The sequence below is a fragment of the Paenibacillus sp. 01T442 genome (genome assembly GCF_056398345.1).
Genome location: NZ_JBFTPF010000001.1, coordinates 621766 through 647342, shown reverse-complemented (window position 1 = coordinate 647342; position 25577 = coordinate 621766). Strand labels below are relative to the sequence as shown.

Genomic DNA, 25577 nt, shown 5'->3' with positions numbered 1-25577 from the left:
ATAATCCCTTGTTCTATTCTAATAGAAAAGGAGCAGTCAGAACATCCTGACTCCCCCTTAATTTTCCTTGCATAGAAAACCACTCAATACCAACTTGTAAACACCGAAGAAGTTCCATAAGCTAGCGGCACCGCTGCTCCCATCATCACGATCGGTCCCCACCAAGTAAACATCGAGATGCCCGCTACTAGGCTAATAACCATCATCGCCGGCAGCACTAGGATCGGAATGGCTGTCTGAATCGCTTGGTGTTTCATCGGATCTTTAATCGGGAATAGAGATAGGAAGGGGGTCGTCAGTTCATCCTTGCAGAACGATTTGCGCCAGAAGACCAGCATGACCGCCGCAAGAACCCAGACGAGAATTTTAATCGCACCTGGCAAAATAAACAGAGCTCCACTGATGACGACTACAAACTGAATGGATTGCCGCCATTGCAGACCATTTCGGAAATACGATTTCACTAGCAGCTCCGCAATGCCTGTGCCAGCTCCCTTCCCTTTGAGCAACCGCTGTGACCTGCTGAACAGGAGCGGGTAGCGGCGGGTTGGCTTTCTTTTGCGCTCCATCACACGGATGAGCATGAGAGAAACGATTCGCATCCGCGCATCGCGTTCTCTCGCGACATCCGCGAAGAAGGTCCCTTTTTCACGCAGCCGCGTCCGAGTTAGAAGTAAGAATGTTCCGATCAGCACCAAGATGACAAGCCAACTGTACAGAAGTTGATCCCTGATCTCCACGACTAACCATTGGAAGACGAATACACCGACTGCAAAAATCACAATACGCAGCAACCATAGTAGGAATCGTTGGAAGCGAAGCGCTAGCAATTGTCGAATGAGGCCGATGTTTAGCTTCACTACATAGGTCAACAGCCAAAAACACACGACCTGCGCGATGCTAAACGTGTAAACAGGCACTAATAGTGGTAGGAAAAGAAGCGTAGCAAGCAACGACGTAACCCCTTGCAGCACCACCGAATACCGATAGCCAAGATGCATGAGATGTCGAAACCAGCCTTCATTTTGCCGGAGAAACAACTGATCTCCTTCTTCAACAAAGTAACGCAACGTGCCCAGCCATGTGAACATGTAAAAAAGTGTAGCCACGGTATGTATGGATATCCCGCTTAACCATGCAGGAGGCGTCATGTACCACGCATAATAGTGATAGCCCGCCACGATCAGCAGAGGAATGACGAAATAAATGGCGATGACCCAATCCACAGCCATGCGTAAAGCTCGATACTGGAATTTCAAATCCGAACGTACTCTGCGTGTAAATACCTGAAAACTGCTGTTCAACCCGCTCTCGCCCCCTCTCATAGCAAGGAATGGAAGCAGTCGAATAACGTAGCATCCGGCATGTCGCATTGTTTTTGGATGTCTTGCAGGGTTCCGTTCGCTACCAATCTGCCACCCGAAAGCAGCACAAATGAACTGCAAATCCGCTCCGCTGTATCTAGTACATGGGTACTCATCAGAATGCCTGCCCCTCGCTGCCGTTCCTCTTCTAGCATCCCCAAGAAATCCTTGATCGCCTTCGGATCTAGTCCAATGAAGGGCTCGTCCACGATATACACATCGGGTTTATTCAAAAACCCAAGAATGAGCATGATCTTCTGCTGCATCCCTTTGGAAAATTTCCCAGGCAATTGATGCTTCTCATCTAATAGGCGGAACCGATGCAAGAGATCGTCAGCACGCTCTAAGAACACGGTGCGGTCCAACTCATATACCGATGCCGCGAACTCCATATGCTCCCACAACGTCAACTCATCATACAGAATAGGATGCTCGGGAATATAGGCGTAGCTTTTGTTTTCACCCATGAAGGAGATTTTTCCCTTAAAATCCTTCAACAACCCGAGTAGGCTCTTGATTGTCGTGCTTTTGCCGGCACCGTTCGGACCTAACAATCCCACGAGCTCCCCTTGCCTCACTGTAAAATGAATCCCCTTAATAATATCCGGCACCTCATCGTAGCCGGCCTGTTCAATGTATACATCTAATACCGCTAATTGTTCATCTGACATTCCGCGACTTCCCTTCCATCCTCATCATGCAACCTATTCACATTGCTTTGCCATCATCGTATCATGAAAGTTTGCCCAAAGTATGAAATTTAGATAAAAACAAGAAAAAACCTTTAAGCGCGGTCACCCTTAGACGAGCGACCGCGTTAAAAGTTTATAACAAATGGAGCTTACACAATGTTCCCTCACTTAACCACTTGTACCCCTCTCGCCGATCACTAACTGTATAAACTACATTTATTTTTTGGTAATTAAATATAAATAAGTAATTATATGTAAAATGTACAGCTAATTTAGCCAAATTCCCTACTTTCGAACCAAATGAGTTCAATTAGCTGTAGGAAATCCTGTTATTCTTCAAAAATACGAAAATCAGCTTTTATTACCTGTAGAGAATACATTTATTTCACCATTGAAGCTACTTAGGCTAGTTGAGTCAGGATCGGCGGTGGCAGTACTAGGACTGGTATGAGGATGATGGGCACGGTGGGTACAATGGGTATGATGAGTATGATGGGTATGCAAGCTGTAGATGTCGCTTCATTATTCCGCTCTAAAGCATCGCATCTCGCTGAACGTCCCTTATCTCCTGCACCTGATAACTATTAATGATGGCCGCCGCAAACGTTACGCGGTTGTTCTGAAAAAAATGATACAACACACGTGCCTCGGGACACTCTTCGTCATATCGTGGAAAGTTCAAAAAATCATCCGCCGTCCAACCTTCGCCACGCAAACTCTCAATGGACTCAGCAATTTTACTAGGAATGATTGGCTTTAGAATCGTTGACATCGAAACACTCCACCTTTTCACTAGATTTCTCACACTCTAGTAAAAGGATACCCAACTCTAGCACAACCTAAACTAGCTTCCCCACTTAAAACTCCACATAGCTCGTCACGGATTTACCCGGCAGCGTAACCGTAATGGCACCGCCTGTCACGGCAATATCCGTTAATTTGGCCAAATCCTCCGTGGCACTGGTGCGTCTTCCGGACACATTAGCCAACGTCAAACCGCTAATCGTTGTTGTAATCGCCGACGTGCTGTTATTGATCAGCACAACAGATGCGCGCCCCGTCCCATTCTTCCCACCAATAGCAACAAGGTTGCTGTCGCTCGAGGATGCCAGAATGCGGGTATCGTCCGGACGCAGGTAACGGCTGAATTGCCCCATGACATAGAGTCTTTTATTCACTGTGTACGTATTATTAGCCCCTAGATTAATGAGACCTTCACCGGAGGTACTTGCAGCCGGATTGACCGCCCACCAGTACAGCCAGCCTCTCTCGCCTCGCTTCAAATCAGCGGCAATCATATTCGCCCACTTCAACCCATCCGTGATGCTCGGATCGTTGGCGGTTTGGAAATTGCTAACCTCCGTCGCGATCAACGGTTTACCATAATGGTTCACATCAACATACGTACTATAATCGTGGACCGAGACAAAATCCAGCTTCGCCCGCGTCGCCTCACTGAAACCGTTCATATAGTTGTTCGAAGCGGTTCGATTTGTGCCCTCTGGCGCCCCAACCAACACGCCTTGATTCAAGCTGTGAACCGCATCAGCAACCTTCGCAGATACTTGATCCAGTTCACTGGTCGTATACTGCGCCGACGCATACGGCGTCGCTAAATCGGGTTCATTTTGCACACTGACCCATTTGATATTGAACCCGAATACATTCCGATATTGATTCACATACGTCTTCATGTAATTGGCGAAATTATCGTATTGCGAGGTGCTCAGATGGCCGCCGTTGTTGGGCGAACCATTCGTTTTCATCCAGCCGGGGGGACTCCAAGGCACCGCATAGAACTGATTCATCCCGCGATTCTTCGCCTCTTGGGCGAACCATCTTTGATGCAGATCCGTGTTCCAATCCGTTACACCTGAAGAAGGCATGAACGTCGTTTGCACAGCATCCTGCGCAGCCGTATAGGGGTTGATCTCCATCCTGACGATTGACAACCCTGCGTTAGAAGCATCCGTGCGGAACAGTTTATCTAGAATTTGCCCTTGTGTTGTTGCATTGTAATTCGTTTTCAACTCATTCACCGGGTGATTGGCTGCAGCACCGAATCCCCAAATCGTTTGGTACGTCGTGTCTTTGTACAGCGTCACCGTACTTGCTGCCAATGCTGGGGGAGCCACGCTCACCAACATCGAAATCGCTAACCCAATTACACCATAAACCTTCTTTCTGCGTGAAATCATTCTGCATGCACCTCATTTCTCAAATTTGGCCCACGTTCAACCTCCMTAAATTTATACTGAAATCGCTTTCAACACACTGAGGTAAAAAGGTTATTTACTGCACGAATGCGATGCAAATACGGCAAGGTGCTTACTCTGCTCCCGATTCGTGCTTGCTCTGTGCCTACTGCGTCCTTGCTCCACGCCCACCCCTCACCTTAATCCCCTTTAAACCGGTCCTTATATTCCATCGGGTTCAAGCCATGATATTGTTTGAAGATACGCGAGAAATGAATGCTGTTTTCGTACCCAACCTGCAGGGCAATTTCGTAACTCTTCAAGGAGGAAGTGAGCAGCAAATCCCGTGCTTTGCGCATTCGAACATTGACGCAATACGTCCAGATCGTCATCCCTGCCTGCTCTTTAAAAAGCTTCGCTAAATACGAACGACTCATCGCAACATGATCTGCTAGTTCTTGTAAACCCCAATTCTCTGCATAATGTTCTTCGATATACCGTTTGACTTGGTCGACGACGCTCTCCTTCTGCAGGTTCTTCGCCTTGCGTGCGCGATCCATCAGAATGTTCGCCGCTTGTTCCAACCTTCTTACCGCACATAGTCGGAAATACTGCCGCACGTCGGAGTGCTTCAGGCTATGCTCGCCAAGTTCGACGTCCTCACCTTCCTCATACTTCACGTGGATATCCTGCTTCTTCAACTCTTCGATGACAAGTGATGTCCATGCCATGGATAGCTCGTTTAGAATCTCATAGCGTCCTTCCACCCACGACTCCAACATCGCCAAGGTGTCGACGATAATCAGCGGTTGCCCGTGCAAATAAACGGATAACACCATCTCCAGCCAGCTGTCCAGCATCGGCTTGTAGACGGGCAGCTTGTGCAGCAGAAGCTGATTCGCCTCATTACGCCGGCTGCTGCGGATGCGAGCATTGGCCTTCTGGACAGCCTCTTGCAAGAGGGTGCTATCCGTAGGCTTTAGCACATAATCGACGGCGCCAAGCTCAATACTCTTTTTGGCATATTGGAAATCATCATAGCTTGAAATCACAATACAGATCATCCAAGGATACAGCTGATTAATCTCTTTCATTAATTGCAGCCCATCTACGAGTGGCATCCGAACATCCGTCATGCAAATGTCTGCGTAATGATCCTTGAGCCAATCCAGCGCTTTTTTGCCATTAGGAAGCGTTCCGGATACGGTAACTCCTTCCATTTCTGACACTTGTATCGACAGGCTTTCACGAATGAGATCTTCATCGTCTACAATAATTAATCTGTTCATCTGATTGCGCTCCCCTTTCTACGTATCCAAACTATCTTGTAATGGCAATAAGACTTCAACAACCGCTCCCCCAGCAACGGGATCATTAAAGAATGTAATCTTAGCTTCCGCCCCATAAAACATATGCAAACGGTAAATCAGATTCGATAGTCCGACTTGATTGTGTCTGTACTGATGGGCGTGTGAATCTGCTTGCTCTTGCGTTAATCTGACTAACGTCTCCGCCGAGAATCCAGGTCCATTATCAGCAACTGTGAGAAGCAACTTGTCCCCCTTGTCCCCCTGCACGACTTCCCCGCGAATATGAATATGTACGGATTCTCCCGTCGTTTCTCTCCCATGCTTAATACTGTTTTCCACCAGCGGCTGCAGAAGTGCTTTCGTACAGATCGCCTCCAAATGCTCCTCAGGCACCTCAATGCTATAAGTGACTTCATCTTTGAATCTGACTTTCATAATGGTCAAATAATTCTCCAAGTGCTTGATCTCTTCTTTGAGAATCACTTGCATATTCTTAAAATCCGACGTGTAGCGCAGCATATTGGAGAGATTAACAGCTACATGACCAATATGCGATTGCTTCGCAATGACTGCCATGGAATTGATCGTTTCGAGCGTGTTGTATAAAAAATGCGAATTAATTTGCGACTGAAGCGCCGAAATCACAGCCCGATGCTGCAGAACGCGCGTCTCCGCGTGATCATGAATGGATTGCTCCAGATGACCGAGCAGATTGTTAAAGGAGATGCTCAAATCAGCGACCTCATCAACCCCATCCACCTCAGCCCGCAAATGGAAGGAGCTCGTCACTTGCATCGCTTTCATCATTTTACGCAGACCTAGAATCCGTCTTGTAATGGACGAAGCTGCAAAATAGGTGAGCAAAACCGAAATAATTAAGGCAGATATCGCAATAACAATCGTGACATTTCTCGTGTAGTTAATACTTTGGGCAATTTCTTGATAGGGAAGAATCGCAATAATTTTCCAGCCCGTCATCTGAATCGTTTGAAAAATGATGAGCTCTTTTCCCGTCTTGTCGAAAACGGAACCCTCCTGCTGGTCTTTCACCGCTTGCACAATATGATCATCCATATGCCCCATCACCTCTGAGGAATGAGAATGATGAATAATCGTACCGTTCTGATCCATGACGACAGCAACGCCCGAGTTTGCAATATCAATTTGTGACATGACACTCTGCGACGGTTTCAGTGAAATATCGATTTTGACATAACCGTTGCTCAGTTGCTTGAAAAGAGTCAACACGGGGATCTTCATTTTCTGATTCGCCGCATCGATGTAATTCTCAGAAATGCCGGTTATAAATTTAACCTTCTCATAATTGCCGCTTTGGGCGAAATAAGGTTCATTTTTGATCGAGTATTTCAAAGGAAGGGCGTATGTATTGACGAAATGCTGCTCATTCCCGTTAGGGTTATATAAAGAGACGGATAATACCTCTGGGTATTGCAAAAACAAGCGATTCAAATAATTATCCTTAATCCTCTCATAGGTCCGAATGAGCTCAGAAGACACATTTGGTGAAGAGACACGCATCCAATCCCGAACTTCAAGGCTGTTGCTTAGCATAAGGAAAGCCAGCTCATACTCGGAGTAGTAACGGTTTAAGTTCATATTTGCTTGTTTGAGAATCTGCATACTTAGATGATCAATATCCTTACGGACAGAACTTTTCGTCTGGATATAACTAGAAATACCAATGGTTGATACTGTAAAAATAAGAATGGTGACAATGATGGAGATGAGCCTCCATTTCAGGGAACGTTTCAGGCTTTTGACCATATAGTTAATCAAATTGATCTCCCCTTGTAGACAGACAGTAATGTGCCTAGAGTCTGGTAGTTAAATAATATGCCCAATTTCAGTCCTGAGCAATGAGGTAAGCGTTTTATTCACTGCAGGAATCGTACTTTTTTATTTAAAATACGACAAAAACCGCGCCTACGAATAGGCACGGTTGACGTACTGCAATTTATTGGTAGATAAATTGGAATAATCTGTACAACATAACGGCAGTTTCAGCTCTGGTCGTATTCCCCAGTGGATTCACTTTGCCGGCGTTGCCTTCGACTAAACCTTGCTGAACGAGGGAATTAATGGACTGGATCGCATAAGGAGCGATGTCGGCTCCGTCCGCGAATTGACTTGCCTTATTCGCCGTAGGTAATGATTGGTTCACTTGAGCCAAGGCTCTCGTAATCATAACGAACATATCCTGACGAGTGATATTCGCTTGCGGGTTAAAGTGTTGATCGTCTACACCATTGGCAATGCCGAGTTTATTCGCGATGCCAATAGCTTTCTCATAATAAGCACCTTTCTGAACGTCCGTGAAATGCGCCTCAGACGCCGCTTGTAACCCAAAGGTTTCGACTAGTAATTTCGTGAAGTCTGCTCGTGTGATCGTAGCCGTCGGATTGAACGCTTGAGCCGTAACCCCTTGAATAATCCCTTTGGCAGCAAGTGTTTCAATGGCTTTCTGCGCCCACATAGTGGAAGCGAGATCCTGGAAAGCTGGCTTGTTGTAGGAAACTGCGTACCTACTGAAATGATTCGTGCTGAACTGAATCATGCCAGTAGCAGCGTTGTAGCTGCCTGTCGGTACAAGCTGCGCTTCACCCTGTGCGTTCACGTACCAGACATTTAGCAACTCAGGATGAGCTTTCTCTTCTGCAGATAGAACGTATGGAATGCTGACGGATACGAGAGCATCCCTGTTCTCGTATTTCACCGGTTGGCCGGATGCCGTGACTTGTAGGTCGACGACGATTCCTGTTTTACCCTTCAGATCTGTTTGTACCGGCAGCTTATCGATCGAAATGTTGATCGTAAGCGTAGACTGCCCTGCCGCTGCTGCGTTATTAGCAAACATGTTGCTAGGTAGAACAACTGTGCCAAGTACCGTTGAAATTTCAAGCCCATGCTTTGAGGCTTGCTGTGTCAGATACTCCGTTGGCAGTACAAGTGCGTAGCTGTTCGCTCCTGCGACCTGCGGAACTTGCAGAGTTACCTTCGAATTCGTGCCACCAGCTTGTGCATCCATCTTCTTAAAAGCTTCTTCCAGTGTTGTTTTATCAATAGTTGCAATGGCTTTCCCATCTTTTGTTGTTACGCTGGATGCTGGGAAAGTAATTTTCGCTTCCCCGTCGCTGACTGTAATCGTCGGCTTCTCAGGTTCTGGCTGCGTCCCTGTCCCTGTAGATGGCCCAGTTGGAGCAGGAACAGCTTGTGTTCTAATGTTTAAACTTGGACCGCTTGTTGACCAGTTGTTCGCAGCATCTGCCGCTTTAACCTTGAAATCATAAGCGGTATCAGCGGTCAATCCCGTTACTTGCCACGTCGTGTTTGGCGTAGTGGTAACTGCGTTGCCATTCATCAGCAGTTTATATTGGGTTACGCCCACGCGGTCAATCGCTTGGCTCCATGAGAGTTGAACCGAATTCGATGTCACTGCGTCTTCTGTCAACGCGCTGCCAGCTGGCCATCCTGGCGCTGTTGTGTCCGTTGGAACAGGGATTTGCGGATCATTTGTGCTCGGTCCGAAGACTGTCGTGTTGCCTAAGAAGTCCTGTGCTTCTACTTTGTAAACGGCTGCCTCGGTATCCTGCAGCACAATGCTTGTTGCTCCCGCAACGGAAGTCGCAAACCCGCCATTGCGGTATAAGTTATACTGCATAATCCCAACATTGTCCACGGCGGCATCCCACTCTAAGGTGATTTGATTACCTACCCTTGTCGATGTTATGCGCGAGCCTGTCGGCCATTGCGGCGTAATTGTATCAGCTATCATCGTACCTTCATAAACTTGCAGCGGTTCGGAGACGTTCCCAGCTTCGTCCACAGCTCGGACCTTAAACATATAAGCGGTTTGTGCCTGTAATCCGTTGATGAAATAACTTCGAATATCATTCGACACTTCGATGACCATTGAATCGCCTTGCTCGATCCGATAGCTTGTGACGCCTGAATCATCCACTGCCGCAGGCCAGTTCAACTGTAGGCCTGATGCACTAATAAGCGTGGGATCCAGCTTACTTCCGATGCTCCAAGTTGGCAGCGTCACATCTCCAGCAAGTGTCGCCGTGGAGAGTACCGGGCTGCTCACCGTGTTGCCTGCCGCATCGCGTGCCACAACATGGAACGAGTAATTAGTTCCTGGGGTCAGAGCGGTCACCGCATACGTTGTATCGGTCACGGTACCCAGCAGCGCAGCACCCTGGTAAACATCGTAGGCCGTTACACCGTAATTGTCTTCAGCGGCCGACCAATGCAGGTTGAGCGCTTTGCGACCCACACTTTGTGCAGTCAAACCTGCACTTGTCGGCCATACTGGACTGACCGTATCGATGGCAGGCGTCGTGAATGAGGCAGATGGCCCGTTGGTTGATTCTAACGCGATATCTACAGCCTCCACCTTAAAGGTATAAGCCGTCGCAGGCGTTAAGCCATTCACCTGATAGCTGTATACATCCGATGCAACGGTCGCAATTGCCGTACCATTCTGGTACACCTTATAGCGGTTAATACCGGAAAGATCTTGCGCACTTGGCCATGTTAGGGTCGCCGTATGCGGGGCAACTTGTGTAACCGCCAAATTCGCGCCTGTCCATGTCGGTGCAGTCGTATCCGTTGGAAGTTCTTCCGTTCCGAGCGTTAGATAAGGTCTAAATGCGACATTCGCTCCCGCCGCTTCCTTCGAATAGAAATCGACGTTCTGATCAAGCCAACTATCGTTTTGCAGCTTGAAGCTGATCGTCCCGTCGCCGCTCTTCTCTGCAGCAGCTTGACTGGTCACATTGAATTTCTTCCAATATCCAGCATTCCGCACAATTGTACTGCCGATCAGCGAGCCATCTACAGGCTTGTTCTGCCAATTGATTGACGCCCCACCTGCATCGCTTACTTCTCTCCAGTTGTCGCCTGTGTTGTACAGATCCATGCTAATGTCCATATTAGCCGTCTGAACTGCAAAAACGTAGAGATTCAAGGAAGCATCGTATACATTACCTGTGACCGAAGTTAGCGGGAATTTTAAATACGCACGTCGGTTGTTACCTGTATTTTTATTCGCATCGCTACCCGATACACCGCCCGCATTCTTGAAGCGCAAATAATCCAAATTGTTTGTAGTTCCCGCTTCGCCTAGCGTGCTAGGCGCTTGGATGAACGCATCAGCGCTCGGATAAATAACCGTTGACTTACGAACCACGCCTTGGTACGTCGTAACCGAAACCGATGGCCCGTTCGTCGACCTGTTTCCAGCGGCATCTTCTGCTTCGACACGGAACGTGTATGCCGTACCGGCAGTCAAGTTCGTCACCGCAAAGGTTTGTATGTTGCCAGCGACAGTTGCAATTAACGTATTATTCGCAAAAACCTTATAGCCTGTAACACCAATCTGATCAAAAGCTGCCGTCCAGTTCAAATTCACGCCATGGTCGGCCAGCCCGCTGTATGTTAAGCTCCGATTAGCCGGCCATGTCGGACGGACTTCATCTGGTCCTGCATGGGTTTTCACCGACAACCCAGGACCTGTTATTGACCAGTTATCTTTGCCATCCCCCGCTTCAACCCTAAATACATGCGTCGTATTCGGTGTTAAGCCAGTGATGGTAAAGCTTTTCACCAAAGCTGGCAGCGTCACAACCTGCTTACCGTCTTGGAACACTCGGTATGCGGTCACTCCACCGCTATCTTGCGCAGTGTTCCAATTCAATTGCAGCCCTGTCGTCGTCACATCAGAAGCGGTCAAGCTTGCGGCAAGGTCCCACGTCGGTGCTGTCGTGTCTTCTACGCCCAGCGTACGGAAAGTCACGATCGGCCCGCCAACCGACAAATTACCATCGCTGTCTTTCGACTCCACGCGAATCGTGTACAGCTTGTTCGGGTCCAATCCTACGAGGGCATAGCTCGTTCCGCTCACATCTGCCCAGATTTGCCCGTTCACATAAATCCGATAGCCATCCGCACCGTCATTATCCACGCCATTTGGCCAGGAGAGCTGTGCACCGGTTTGACCGAGATCGGCAACCTCAATCGCAGAGCCTTTATTCCAACCCGGCAGTTCACTGTCTACACCAGAAGTTGTGGATGTCTCGATCTGCTGACTAATTACGGACGTGTTGCCTTGGGCGTCCAACGCTTGCACCGTGAACGAGTAGCTGTGGCCCGGCGTTAAGCCCGTGATGTCATAGCTGGTCACATTCGCTGGTACCTGCTTCACGAACTCGCCATCCTTGTATACCCGATAACCGCTAATCGCTAAATTGTCATGCGCACTTGGCCATGTTAAGCTAACCGACGTTGGAGATGTATTGGAAGCACCGAAAGTGCTGCCATACGGCCATATTGGCGCTGTGATATCTGTATTTTGAGCAGGTAATACTACTGGTACGAAGGATTTTGTCGTCCCACCTTGCGAGGGTGCTCCCCATACAACTGACACTTTATGATCTTGCCCCTGCAATAAGGAAGCTTTTACCGTCTGGCTTACGCCGCCACGCGTTACGATAATGTCATAGTCCCCATAAAATCCACGTGTTTGAAACTGACCATTCGCATCCGTTGTACCCATCTCGTTCGTCCACCATGTTCCGTAGATCAAATTGCGCCATTGCTCGCCTGAAGGCTTTAATGTCCAATCTGATCGGAAAAGCGGGGCATTATTCTGCCAATGAGCGCCATCCCAGAACCCCCACATCGTAAACGATTTCACATTGGGATGGCTAAATGAAGCAAGCAGAATATCTCTTGTAAACTTCCCTTGGATATCTTCTTTAGGTGAGTTTACATCAAATTCCGTAATCGCGATTTCAGGCGCGTACTGCGTGAAATGAGTAAGCTGATTGTAGAAAGCCATCGGACTCACCGGCGTACTGCCGAAGTGCGCCTGAATTCCGATACCATCTATAGGAGCGCCATTATCTTTCATCGATTGCAAAATACCTGAGAAATTCGAAATCACCGGCGCATCTACGCCAAGAATTTGCGTTTCATTGACATAAAGCTTAGCCGCAGGGTCAGCTTCTTTGGCCATTTTGAACCAATTCGCCATCAGTGCGCCTTGGTCTGAGTACGTACTTCGGATCATGCTGTTCAGAACAGGCTCATTCAGCACGTCCCAGTTATACAATCTGCCTCTGAATAAACCGGCCAGTTCATGAAAATGATCCTGAATACGCTTCTCAAGCGCCGTCTTATTGCTCACAAGACCTGGAATATCTGCCGGTAAGCGAGTCGCTCCATCCCATAGCAAGGCATGTCCACGAATATCAAAATGATTGGCACCCAACCAATTGTAGAGATCTACGGTTTTGCTACGGTTCTCCTCCCACTTAGGCCATTTCATCTCATTTTCCATGACGACAGAATTGAAATTTTCCTTAAGCTTGGTTCGATACGTTTCTGCATTCGCATCCGTACCATTAATCATCGCGCTATTGACAGCCGTACCAAACTTGAAGTCATGCTTCGTCATCTTCACTTGAACAGCTGCGCCTTGGATAGGATGGCCGTCAGCGTCCTTCACTTCGACTTGCATATCCCCTTTGCGAATCTGCTCGATACGTTGATTGGCTTCTGCACGCCATGGCGCGTCCTCTTCCATTCCTTCGTATATGACCGGAGTGCTTGGTAAATCATCAAATGTAACCGCTTTCTTATAATTCACCACTTTAAGATTGGCGATTTCGATCTCCTGGGGCTTATAGCCAAGACGGAAAGCAATCTGTGGTGTGTTCGCTTCCATCAACAATGCCGCTTTAATCGGCACAAGAAATTTCTTCCACTGCGTAGGAACCGTTAACGTCTCGGTAATCGACTTTTCGAAATTCCCTCTTTTCTCCATGACCAATGCGACTGTACCTTCAGCTGTTTCAACCGTAGATCGCAGCGTTCTTGCGTAAAATGTCGCCAAAATAACATCGTCTTTCTCGATGCTCGCTTCAATTGGGAGTACATATTGTAAAAGATAAGTACTAGCTGGCTGCACGTTCGTCGTAAAACGTAATGCTTCTGTAAACGACTGCCCTTCAACCGTTGAGCTTGCAACCGTTCCGTACAACGCTGCCTCCGGATTGAGCGCTGCTCCCTGCTGTTTAAGATCAGAAATCAGCACTTCACTGCCAGGCAATGCCGCCAGTTCCTCTTCCGTCAGTGCTTGCGCCATGGACATATTCGGTTGGAACGGTACAACCAGCATCGTGCCGATTAACAGGAGAGCAAGTAGTCTTCCCATTTTCCCCATTCTCATCATCATCAATCTCTTCCTTCCTTTATTCACATCCATTATCGATAAAAGAGGACCCACCTGAGCGAGTGTCTTACCAGCTTCAGATGGGCGTGTCTCTAGCAACTACCTTATTTCTTACGGTTTGCGTTATACCAATCAGTCAATTCCTTGATCGCTTTGTCTCCACCTTGTTTCTTCCAATTAGCCACGTACTCATCGAAGTAATCCACCGGCTTCTCGCCGAGAATAATTTTCGCTGCTGCTTCTTGGAAAGAACCTCTGTACTGCAAGTCAGCATTCTTCGTCAGCGTATCAATTGGCGGCATTCCTGCAGTTGGGTTGGCAATACCCTCTTTACGGGACGTATCGATCGTTTGAAGAAGCTTGTTGTAAGCCTCATCGTTGTTAATCAACAACTTCTGAGCTTGCTCATTAAATCCATGCATTTGGAACACAGCAGAACGCCATTTCAAATCTGTATCTTTATCTGCCAAATATTTAATCGCGCCGCCTTCTTTGGTGTAAGATTGCCCCTCAATACCTAACTCTGAGAACAATTGACCTTCATCTGAGACGAGCCAATCAAACATTTTTACAACCGCTTCTGGATTTTTCGTATCCTTGTGTACAATGAAAGTTTTAAGTACTGGTTTCTCAACACGTCCTAGTTGACCTGTATAGCCTTCTCCTCTTGGAGTAGCGATGCCGATTACGTTAGGCTTTTTGTCTGGCAATAATTTGGTTAGATCCTTTTGCCATGAATCCCAAATACCTAATACGACGTGGTCCCATGAGCCAACAAGGTCGGACTTAATTTTTTGATCCCAAATTGCCCTAGTGTTCGTCAGGAATTCCGTATCAATCAATTTTTCTTTATACATCGTGTTGAGCATGCCTAATGCCTTCTTCATATTCGGATTCACATAGCCAGGCATAACTTCACCATTGTATAGGCTGTTGGAATCCAAGTTAACGCCGTACATACCGAAAACGTTATCCGCCCACTCAAATTTCTCACGGGAGGAGAAAGGAATTTCATCTTTTTTGCCATTACCGTTCGGATCCTTATCGCGGAAGGCTCTTAGCATATCAAGAAATTCTGCCGACGTTTTCGGCTCCTTGATGCCCAATTTATCCATCCAATCTTTACGTACATAAATCACACGTTCAGATGGCGCATTTCCTGCCGCAGGCTGTGGAATGGCTAAGATTTTACCATTGATCGTCACAGCGTCCCAGGCAGATTGCGGGATATTTTTCTTCAAATTAGGGCCATACTTATCAATTAACGGCTTCAAATCCAGCGCTAATCCATTGGTAACAATATCCGAAGTTTCGATTCCCCAGACCATATGTACATTCGGGATATCACCAGAAGCGAATTTCAGCTTCAGCTGATCTGCGTAGTTTTCATGAGGCAAGAAAGTAATATCCAAATCTGTATTTGTTTTTTGTGCCAAATATTTCACAGTAGCTAGGTCCATCGATTTACCAGAAGGAATTTGTTGTGCGTTATTGGATACGAACATCGTGATTTTCTCAGGCGCAGCAGGCTTTGTACTTGCCGTTGCACTTGCACTCGCTGCTGGTGCTGTTGAAGCTGTTGTCGTGGAACCTTTATCGGATGAACATGCGGCCACCGCCGTGGATAAACATACAACACATGCAAGCGTAACCATTTGTTTAAAATTTACTTTCATTTTTTAGACCCTCCCTAGTAGGCTTCTTCATTATAAATTAGATAGTTCGCATACATCATCTGGGTAATACTGGCTGGACCTATCCCACCTCCTGATCAGAATATGAAGTTAGCACGTCAATTCCTTATTCTTTAACCGAGCCTAACAAGGCACCTTTGATAAAATGCTTTTGCAGGAACGGATAGACAATAATAATCGGGATCGTTGCGATCACAATCGTCGCCATTTGCAATCCTTGTGGCGTTATTGCGCTGGATAGCTCCATTACCGACTGTCCGCCGGCAGAATCCATATCAAATTGCGAGATCAATTTATACAAATACAACTGCAAGGGCTGTAATTCCCGGTCTGTAATATAGAGCAATGGACCGAGGTAATTATTCCAATGTCCCACGGCATAGAAGAGAATCAATGTCACATTGATTGGCATCGATAACGGAGCCACAATGCGCCACACGATTCGGTACTCCGACATACCATCCACCCTCGCCGCTTCAAACATTTCTTCCGGAAGTGACCTCATAAAGGTGATGCACAGCATCATATTGAAGGCGCTAAGCGCACCTGGAATGATTAATGACCAGATCGTGTTGAGCATGCCAAAGCTTTTGACTAAGATATACATCGGAACCAATGGTGCCTGGAAGATCATCGTGAAGATGATAAAAAGGAGAATCACTTTACGGCCACCTAACCACCCTTTCGAAAGTGGATAGGATGTGAGAATCGTGAGGAGCATATTGATCGCTGTGCCTATCAATACAATTTGGACCGTAACGCCAAACGACCTCCAAAACACAGCATTCTTGATAACAAATTCATAGTTGTGCAGATTGAAACCTACGGGCCATAGTGCCACTTCGGAATGAATAATGGCTTCATTTGAGCTTAACGAGCCTGCAATGACATTTAATAACGGAACTGCTACAGCCGCACAAAAGAGCAACAATAGCACAGCATTTGCAGAATCAAATATTACTTCTCCAATAGATCGTTTAATTTTCATCGTGTATATTTCACCCCTTTAGTAAAGCCCTTCTCCTGTTGTCCATTTGCTCACGCGGTTAGCAATAACTAGCAACAGAAAACCAATGACCGATTTGAACAACCCAACGGCTGTCGTTATGCTGTATTGACCTTGTAGAATCCCTGCCCGATAGGTGTAGGTATCCAGGACATCACCCGTCTCCTGCGTAGCTGGATTAAGGAACTGATAAATTTGCTCAAAACCTGAATCTAGGATATGACCTGTTTTCAGCATCAATAGAATCATGATCGCAGGCAGCATGCCTGGTACCGATATATGTAGAAACTGTTTCCAACGATTGGCCCCATCCATTTTGGCTGCCTCATACAACGAAGGATTAATTCCTGCTAACGCTGCGATAAAAATGATGGCATTCCAGCCCATTTCCTTCCAAATACCTGAAATGATAATGATGGATCGGAAGTACTCCGACTTCTGAAGAAACGCGACGGTATCACCACCGAAAGCCGTAATCAAATGATTCACAAGACCCTGCGTTGGCGAAAGCAACATATACGTAAGTCCGAAAACGATCGTCCATGATAAAAAATGTGGTAAATACAGCACCGTTTGCGTAATCCGCTTGAAAGCCATCGTTCGCACTTCATTGAGCATAATTGCCAGTAAAATCGGCAACGGAAAGGCAAACACAATTTGATATAAGCTGATTAACAGCGTATTTCGGAGCAGTCGTCCGAACTTGTCGTACGTGAATAGTTGATGGAACCACTTGAATCCAACCCATTCACTTCCTGTGAAGCCTTTGAAAATGTTGTAATCCTGAAAGGCAATGAAGCTCGCCATCAGGGGTACATACTTGAACACGAGGAAATACAGCAGTCCAGGAATCAGCATGATATAAAATGCCCGATGCTGCAGGACGTATTTCCACCAACCTTTTTTCTTTTTTGCTTGGGTTGACCGCTGAACAACCTCATTCACAGTAGCGGATTTCATCTGCTCTCACCTACACTATCTATTTGTCTTATGTGTTAATTATAGGTTTCAGGGCATGGGACCAACAATGAGGGCGGATGTCGATTTACTGTAGTAAAAGTCTTTTTGTGGGGGCTCGTAGCCACACTTTAACAACGTCATAACTTAATTCCACCTCTACAACTGCAACATAACAACATATTAGCAACTCCCTGCCACCACAAATTAATAACACCTACAGCCGCAACACAGCAACTCCTGCCACACACCTCACCACCATAACCCAGAAATTCCCAGACTCCACAAATTAACACACCCTACAGCCGCAACTCAGCAACTCCTGCCACACACTTACCACCACAACCCAGAAATTCCCTGCCGCGCACATTCCATCCCTCGCCTCCCAGTGGAAAATAAATGGAAATTATACAGCTAATTTTGGCTGATTCATCTGTTTATTGCATATAGATGGAAATTATGTAGCTAATTTCGCCAAAATCGATAGTTCCCGCCGGAATGGCTCGAATTAACTGGAGGAAATACAGCTATTCGCTTAAAAGGCGTGTTTGGCGTGAAATTAGATGTAGGAAATCCAGTTATTGTTCCTGAAGAGGTGAGGCGACGTAGGCACAACGCAAAAAAGAGCAGTCCCCCAGCAGTTGTAGCTGCTGAAAGACAACTCTTTTATCAAATTAACCCAACCTACCAGAACAACTCGCCATGCCCGAGCAACCGGGAAAGCCCCTCTACGAAATAGTAGTCGCCGTAGATGAGCGGCACGTCGATGTTTTTCCCCTCTGGATAGTGGCTTGTACCGTGGGTGACTAACCCTTCTTCGGTTTCGGAATCCCACGCACCGTAGTTCGTGTACAGCGAGTGCAAGATACGCTCCCCCGCTTCGCGGTAGAGGGATGCCTCTTGGCCGTTCACTTGCTCCGCGATCAGGAGCAAACCGCAAGCCGCACACGCGCCTGCCGAGGAGTCGCGGTACGCTGGAATACCGTCTGGCAAGCGGAAATCCCAATGCGGCACATGATCTTCCGGCAGGTTCGCCAGGAAGAAATGCGCAGCACGCTTGGCCGCATGCAAATACTTCTCATCGCCAGTGTACTTGTAGCTGAGGCTCATACCGTAAATCGCCCACGCGGTTCCACGCGACCAGGCCGATTCCGGCGCAAACCCTTGCCCACCGTTCACTTCGAGCTTTTCGCCGGTGGCAGGATCAAAAATCACGATATGATTCACCGATCCATCGGGACGAATAAAGTGCTCGACCGCCATATCCGCATGCCTTACGGCGATTTCTTTGAATCGCGGGTCGCCTGTAGTCAGCGTAGCCCAGTGCAGCAACGGCAGGTTCATCATGCAATCGATAATCGCCCAGCCTGCATTGTCTTCGCCTTCGCGCCAAGGATTCCACGCACGAATGTAGCTGCCCTTCACATTGAAACGCGCTGCGAGCAGATTCGCCGCGAGCAAAGCGCGGCGCTTGGAATCATCTGCACCAGTTAACTTGTAGCGTGCAACACTCGTCAGAGTCCACATGAATCCGATATCATGATCCAGTCGATAGTAGTCAGTAACAACTTGATCGAGCTGCTGTTCACAGGATTCGGCTAATTGCTTTAAGCCCTCATCCTTCGTGTCACGATATAATAACCATAGCAATCCAGGCCAGAAGCCCGCTGTCCACCAATAAGCAGGCTCCAGTTTATACTCTCCGTCTATACTTGCATGTGGGAACCCATCACCAATGCGTTTACTTGTTTTATCTACTTTAACTACGGTTTGTGCCCATGCTTCTTGAGCCCAACCCTTCTGAATTGTTGTCATCTGAAACACTCCTCACCAGGTTTGTTGAAACGTTTAACCTATTATACCACCTGGCTTCGCGGAATGCTCGCTTGTTTAAAATTGGCTATTCTGTTGTATCTACAATGACATTTTCCATGCGTCCAAACTTTCTAAACAAGCTTCACCTTGCCTTGTAAAAAGCTTAACTCCCAGACTGTCACCATTCGGATAAATCCGATTCGTTATCGTTTTCACTCCGTTATTCACAAACAACTCCAACGAAGAGCGATCCACGAACAGATGCAGCCTGATGTTCCCATCCTCCATCGGTTCCACTTGTACTTCGCTCACACCTGCTTCACCTGAACCGGCGCACGTCCGATCAACGCGGAGTGTATGCTCCGCTACCGAGTACGAAACTTCCGTGTACTCAGATCCATCCTCTGAGCATCGAACGAGAAGTCCAAACACGGCCTCCACGCCAGATTCCTTCGTGTTAAACACGGCAATCAGTTCTAGCTGGTCGCCTTGAATATCTGCCAATGCAACGATCGATTCCGCAGGTATCACCTGTCGATCGACGAACTGCCTGCCCTTCCGTAGCGCCGCCAGTTCCGCCACAGGCTGCATCCGCAACGTGCCATCCACTGCCAGCGTCAACTCGCGCGGCAAGGTAAATGCCCCCATCCAACCATCTACTTGCTCTGGCATTTGAGCCCCCCACATGTTCATCCATCCCATCAGGATGCGCCGTCCCTGTCCGTCCACCAACGTTTGCGGCGCATAGAAATCGAAACCATAATCCAATCGTTCCGCATAACGGTAATCGAATTTGCCTATCTCATAGTTTAATTTGCCAGTGAGGTACATCGTCTTTGTAGACCCCATGTTCATCGGGGAAATAACAAGCACATGATCATCCCCATCACCGAGTGGAAAAACATCAGGACACTCCCACATATCTCCCATAGTACCGTCACTCTCTGCTGCAACACCTAAATAGCGCCATGTGAGCAAATCAGAAGACGTGTACATCAGCGCTTTGCCCAAGCCGCCCTTCCCATAACCAACAACCATGTACCACTGACCGTCACGCTGCCAAACCTTCGGATCACGGAAGCCGAAACCACCCTCCTCCGGTGCGGCACCAATAATAGGATTAGCCCCTGATTTGTTAAAAGCAACCCCATCCGTGCTGGTCGCGAGACACTGTACTTCCATCGGCGTACGACCATCTACATGCCCCGTATATAGCAATGTCAGAACGCCGTTATCATCGACTGCACTGCCCGACCAACAGCCATAACCGCCCGTTTCCCCGCTATCATAATCTTCCGAAGGCGCCAACGCGATAGGCAAGTGCTCCCAGTGAACCAAATCCTTGCTTTTGGCATGCCCCCAATGCATCGGCCCCCATTTCGGCTCATACGGATAATGCTGATAGAACACATGATACTCTTCGTTCCAATAAAGAAGCCCATTCGGATCATTCATCCAGCCCGCTGGTGGCATAAGGTGATAACCAAGCCTATACCCATCCTCCGTGATTGATTTTACGGCTTGCCCCAACGCTTGATTCGCTTGTTCCACTCGTTCCATGTGGCGCTGATTCATTTCACTTTCTGTCCGCTGATTCATCCTAGAACATCCTCCCTCTCACTATCTCGCATCAACGCGCGAATCTCCTCCAATGTACCCAGCGACGGAATCGCACCTTTTCGAGTCGTCGCCAAAGCTCCCGCCGCATTCGCAAAGCGCAATGCTAGCTGAAGCTCTTCTTCTTCCCACAACTGCAACGCCTTCCCCTTTTCCAGCACTCCATATAACATTGCCCCGAAAAACGCATCCCCAGCACCAGTTGTATCTATCGTTTGAACGGAGTAGCTATCAACTTTGCCMCACCAATCCTTCATCTGATAAAAGGAGCCTGTCCCTCCTGCTGTAACGAATAGCAAAGCGATCCCATACTGCTCAACCAGTTGTTTCGCTGCTTTTTGCAAATCCTGCTCTTCCGCCAAGAAGACAAGTTCCTCTTCGGAAACCTTAACCAGATCAGCCAAACTTAACCCCGCACGAATCGCTTCCAACGCGTGTTCCTCATTCCGCCACAACGAAGGGCGCCAGTTCGGATCATAGGAAATAAGAGCACCATGTTCCTTCGCAAACTGCACGGCCCGTAGTGTAGCTGTGTATGCAGGTTCCGCTGTCATCGAAATCGAGCCAAAGTGAAAAATCCGCGTCTCTGCTAGCATGCCGAGATTCACTTCATCCACACTCAACAACTGGTCAGCACCCGGATTTCTAGCAAAATGAAATGATCTATCTCCATCTGCATCCAGCTGAACGAAAGCCATCGTCGTATGAGCCTCATCCGTCTCGACCAAACCACCATCCGACACACCAACGTCCAGCAGTGCTTCACGCAAATAAGCACCGAAGGGGTCACTGCCCACCTTCCCGATGAATCCCGTTTTCTTKCCGAGCTTCGCCAAAGCAGCTACCACATTCACTGGCGCTCCGCCTGGATTGCGTTCAAACAACGGGTGTCCCGCTTCGGAACGACCATACGGTGTAAAATCAATCAAGTATTCCCCAAGCGCTACTACATCGTAGTTCATGCCATCTGCTCCTTTCTTTTTACCCTAAACCATTTAACCCTTAATGCCCGACATCGTAATTCCCTGAATATAGTAACGCTGCAAAAATAGAAACAGTAGGAGAATGGGCACGGTAGATAACGTATTCGCCGCCAAAACCTTCGACCAATCTGTCCCCTCATTCGAGGAAAACGTGGAGATCCCGACTTGAATCATCTGCATTTTCTGATCATTGATCACAATGAGCGGCCACAGATAAGAGTCCCAGTTTCCTAGGAAAGTCATCAGTCCGAGCGTTATTAGCGCAGGCACGGCTGCTGGCAGTACGATCGCTACAAAAGTACGTGGCAAGCTCGCTCCATCAATCCGCGCTGCTTCCATCATTTCGTTAGGAACTTCCGCGAAAAATTGCCGCAGCATAAAGATGCCAAACACGGACAACATCGAAGGAATAATAAGTGCTTTATAAGAATTGAGCCAGCCCAAATCATGCATCAGCAAATAGTTAGGCACGAGTGTTACTTCACCTGGGATGATCATCGCTGACATAAATAAGGCAAATATAGCCGTTTTAAATGGAAATCTCAGCTTCGCAAACGCAAATGCCGCCATTGAGTTAATGATCAGCACCAGCACCGTTACGATGGATGCCACGAGCAATGTATTCCAGATATAGCGCAAGAACGGATTTCGCGTATTGAAAATGACATTATGGAAGTTCTTCCACGTCCATTCTACGGGAACTATTAAGTGAATATTCAACGATGTATATTTGAAAAGCTCCTGATAGGGTCGAAAAGCACCTGTAACCATCCATAGGATAGGAGCGACAGAAATCAGAGCAATCAAGATCATGACGATCATTGTTATGACGTTAGTTAGCCTCTTCACAGCGAATCCCTCCACGTTGTTAGTCTGTGTCTTTGTTAAAAAGCTTCATTTGGATCAGCGAAATGGTTAATACAATCGCGAACAGCACAAACGCCGCCGCCGTCGCATACCCCATCCTCATTTGCGTGAAAGCCTGCTTATAAATATAGAAAACAACCGTTTCCGTTGAGCTATTAGGTCCACCATTTGTCAATACGAAGACTAAGCCCGAGAGCTTGATCGCATCGATCGTCGTCATGATGACCACGAAGGCCATCGTCCGATTCAATAATGGAAGTGTGATTTTGAAAAACTGCTGAATCCGTGATGCGCCATCCACTCTGGCTGCTTCATAGAGATCGGGCGAGATATTGTTCAAGCCTGCTAAAAAAATAATCATGAAAAACCCGGCGCCCTTCCAAATGCCGAGCACAATGATACCGTTCATCGCCGTTTTCGGATCGGAAAGAAAGCTTGTAACTGGCAAGTGCAGCGCTTTGAGCACACTGTTCAGGAGGCCAAACTCCTTGTTATAAATGAGTTTAAAAACCGTAGCCGCCACAGCCGTCGAAATAATAACTGGGATAAAATAAAGTGTACGAAACAACCCTGCTGTCGCAGTTTTCTTCTGAATCAATAGGGCTAGCCCTAACGCGATGCTCGTTTGAATCGGAATCACAATCAGTGCGAAATAAAACGAATGCTTCAAGCTATTAAAAAAGGCGCGATCCTTCATCAGATGCACATAATTGTCCATGCCGACGAACACATCACCGGCGCCGACTAAGGAATAGTTTTTGAAACTGATTAGAAAAGCTTGCAACATAGGATAGAATACGAACACAAGCAGCAAGGCTATCGCCGGGAATATAAACCAGAAGGCCGTAGCTTGCTCATGCTTGCGAAAGCTTTGCGTTTTTTTCTTGCTTGGACTAACCGTTTTCATTGTTTCCATCGTTTCTGCAGTAGCCATAACTCACCTCTCCATTCTCATCTGTCATTTGCCATCATAAACAAACACTTGGAGACTCGACATGACAGTCCCATCCTGGCTAGTCGCCTTGATTTCAGCCTGCCCAGTCTTGACACCTTTCACCGTTGCCCCTCCGTCATCCACTGAAACGGACGCGATTCCTTCATCGCTAGAAGTCCACTTCAGCTCCTGGGGTGCGCTCAGTGGAATAACGGATGCTGCGATACGTTGGCTGCTATTCACCGCTACATCAAACGTAGTATTGTTCAATACTACTCTCCTAGGCGTTGTACCGTTCACATCTTCCTTACGCCAAACCGTCTCCATTGGATAAAACTGCGCTTTTTCCAGCGTGGCAGAGCCCTCTAACACAGTCAGTTCAAGTAGATTGCTCGTGGGATCAGGGAAGATCAGGTTAGAGACAACCACCTCACCATCATTGGCGAATACCTCCAAACTAGCCTCATCCATAAAAAATTGAAGCTTAAGCTTGCCATCCTTCAGCTTCAGTGGAGCCGATACTTGTTCAGCGAAGCCTTTCTCGAATGAGGTGATGCCAGAGTGAGTTCGATCAATCGATAGTTTTTCAGCGTTAGCGTCATAGATGACGTTCGTTGCTTGATCAGTTCCTTTACGCAACTGGAATTCGACCTTACTATTCGGCTGAACAGTAAGCTCCGAAATTAACTCATAAGATGTTCCTTTTAAACGGTAAAAGGGATTAACTCCTGCCGCTAACTGCTGTTTCGTTACGAGAACTTCTTTGCCGCGCTGCGTCTGCAATTCTTGGATTGGCTCTTGAATCAAACGTATGCCTTGATCGGGAATATTCCTCAACCGCAGCTCACGCGGGATCGACATATTGCCCTTCCAAGCTCCTGTCGGCATCGCGAACGGGTAACGCCAGTTGGACATCCAGCCCAGCCATATGCGACGTCCATCTTTTGCTGGAATATCCGAATAAGACACAGCCGCATAGAAATCCTTCCCATAATCCGTCCACAAGACATCGGAAGCTGGGTTATCGTTCTTAAACGTGTGACCGTCAAACGTGCCAACGAAGTATTGAGCTGTGGAGCCTTTGGTCGTGCTGTTGCTGCCGATGCTGACGGCTAACACCCATTTCTTCGTTTTGGTGCCCTCTACAGGTAGCTCAAACAAATCCGGACATTCCCAAACCGCCGCATGGGAGCCTTGATCTTTCCCAAACTCACTTGCGAGCTTCCATGCTTTCAGGTCAGGCGATGTGTAGAATTGAACACGATTGTCGACCGACACCACCATCACCCACGATTTCGTAGGCTCATGCCAAATCACTTTGGGGTCGCGAAAATCCTTCAGGCCTGGATTAGGAATTACTGGATTCCCTTCATATTTGGTCCAGGTGCGGCCTTTATCTGTGCTATATGCGATACTTTGCGATTGCAGGCCGCCTTTGAAATGCGTAAAAATCGCGACTAGACCCGCCTTCCCCCCAAAGAATCCACTTGTATCCTTCGCATCCACAACCGCGCTGCCTGACCAAATCTCACCAAGTGAATCCCTAGCTAGCGCGACAGGCAGGTGCTCCCAATGGATCAAATCCCGACTAACCGCGTGACCCCATTGGCCGCTATTTTGATAGAATTGATGATACTCCCCTTCAAAATACACCATCCCATTCGGGTCACTCAGATTGCCTGACTCTGGTGATAGATGATACTGTGGGCGAAACTTTTCCGTATAATAAGTCGGATCCTTCGCATAGGAGAAAGCCGATTCATCCGCTGAGTCCTTCGATTTGCCTTCACTTGCTACCAATGCCGTCACCCCCCACCCCAGAAGTACGATCGCGGCGCTACCCGCCACCCATAACCCTAATTTCTTCCGCATGGTTCCTCCTTCTA

16 protein-coding genes are annotated in these 25577 nt (G+C 47.6%); all 16 read right to left on the bottom strand.

Annotation, left to right across the window (positions count from 1 at the left end; translation table 11 throughout):
* Positions 1 to 83: 83 nt before the first annotated feature.
* The 16 genes from AC1DLM_RS02705 to AC1DLM_RS02630 all read right to left on the bottom strand — a co-directional run bounded on the left by AC1DLM_RS02705 (position 84) and on the right by AC1DLM_RS02630 (position 25563).
* Positions 84 to 1304: an ABC transporter permease gene (locus AC1DLM_RS02705; protein WP_477569022.1), complete on the bottom strand. Its 1221-nt coding sequence runs from the start codon at positions 1302 to 1304 to the stop codon at positions 84 to 86.
* A gap of 17 nt (positions 1305 to 1321) precedes the next feature.
* Positions 1322 to 2035, bottom strand: a complete 714-nt coding sequence (locus AC1DLM_RS02700; protein WP_057308850.1) for an ABC transporter ATP-binding protein — start codon at positions 2033 to 2035, stop codon at positions 1322 to 1324.
* 553 nt (positions 2036 to 2588) lie between these two features.
* Positions 2589 to 2828, bottom strand: coding sequence for a hypothetical protein (locus AC1DLM_RS02695; RefSeq protein ID WP_441991034.1), 240 nt, complete (start codon positions 2826 to 2828; stop codon positions 2589 to 2591).
* 85 nt (positions 2829 to 2913) lie between these two features.
* A complete protein-coding gene (locus AC1DLM_RS02690) occupies positions 2914 to 4254 on the bottom strand; it encodes a glycoside hydrolase (RefSeq protein ID WP_477569021.1) in 1341 nt (446 codons plus the stop codon).
* A 197-nt stretch (positions 4255 to 4451) separates the two neighbouring features.
* Positions 4452 to 5540, bottom strand: coding sequence for a response regulator transcription factor (locus AC1DLM_RS02685; protein ID WP_477569020.1), 1089 nt, complete (start codon positions 5538 to 5540; stop codon positions 4452 to 4454).
* Positions 5541 to 5558: 18 nt separating this feature from the next.
* On the bottom strand, positions 5559 to 7358 hold the full coding sequence (locus AC1DLM_RS02680; RefSeq protein ID WP_477569019.1) for a sensor histidine kinase: 1800 nt from the start codon (positions 7356 to 7358) through the stop codon (positions 5559 to 5561).
* A gap of 178 nt (positions 7359 to 7536) precedes the next feature.
* A complete protein-coding gene (locus AC1DLM_RS02675; RefSeq protein WP_477569018.1) occupies positions 7537 to 13821 on the bottom strand; it encodes a fibronectin type III domain-containing protein in 6285 nt (2094 codons plus the stop codon).
* A 101-nt stretch (positions 13822 to 13922) separates the two neighbouring features.
* Positions 13923 to 15494 carry an extracellular solute-binding protein gene (locus AC1DLM_RS02670; protein ID WP_477569017.1) on the bottom strand — a complete coding sequence of 524 codons (1572 nt, stop codon included), beginning with the start codon at positions 15492 to 15494 and terminating at the stop codon, positions 13923 to 13925.
* A 124-nt stretch (positions 15495 to 15618) separates the two neighbouring features.
* The gene (locus AC1DLM_RS02665; RefSeq protein ID WP_441991028.1) at positions 15619 to 16500 is read right to left on the bottom strand and encodes a carbohydrate ABC transporter permease; all 882 of its coding nucleotides are present in this window, start codon (positions 16498 to 16500) and stop codon (positions 15619 to 15621) included.
* A gap of 18 nt (positions 16501 to 16518) precedes the next feature.
* Complete coding sequence (locus AC1DLM_RS02660) at positions 16519 to 17478, bottom strand: ABC transporter permease (RefSeq protein WP_056623360.1); 960 nt, start codon at positions 17476 to 17478, stop codon at positions 16519 to 16521.
* 681 nt (positions 17479 to 18159) lie between these two features.
* The gene (locus AC1DLM_RS02655; RefSeq protein WP_477569016.1) at positions 18160 to 19290 is read right to left on the bottom strand and encodes a glycoside hydrolase family 88 protein; all 1131 of its coding nucleotides are present in this window, start codon (positions 19288 to 19290) and stop codon (positions 18160 to 18162) included.
* Between the two features lie 99 nt (positions 19291 to 19389).
* On the bottom strand, positions 19390 to 20889 hold the full coding sequence (locus tag AC1DLM_RS02650) for a glycoside hydrolase family 32 protein (protein WP_477569015.1): 1500 nt from the start codon (positions 20887 to 20889) through the stop codon (positions 19390 to 19392).
* Positions 20886 to 21869 (bottom strand): carbohydrate kinase family protein, encoded by a 984-nt coding sequence (locus tag AC1DLM_RS02645; RefSeq protein ID WP_477569014.1) that lies wholly within the window; start codon positions 21867 to 21869, stop codon positions 20886 to 20888. Before AC1DLM_RS02645 ends, AC1DLM_RS02650 begins: the two co-directional genes overlap by 4 nt.
* Positions 21870 to 21902: 33 nt before the next feature.
* Positions 21903 to 22739 (bottom strand): carbohydrate ABC transporter permease, encoded by an 837-nt coding sequence (locus tag AC1DLM_RS02640; RefSeq protein ID WP_441991024.1) that lies wholly within the window; start codon positions 22737 to 22739, stop codon positions 21903 to 21905.
* Positions 22740 to 22758: 19 nt separating this feature from the next.
* A complete protein-coding gene (locus tag AC1DLM_RS02635; protein WP_477569013.1) occupies positions 22759 to 23691 on the bottom strand; it encodes a carbohydrate ABC transporter permease in 933 nt (310 codons plus the stop codon).
* A 24-nt stretch (positions 23692 to 23715) separates the two neighbouring features.
* The gene (locus tag AC1DLM_RS02630; protein ID WP_477569012.1) at positions 23716 to 25563 is read right to left on the bottom strand and encodes a GH32 C-terminal domain-containing protein; all 1848 of its coding nucleotides are present in this window, start codon (positions 25561 to 25563) and stop codon (positions 23716 to 23718) included.
* Between the last annotated feature and the right edge of the window lie 14 nt (positions 25564 to 25577).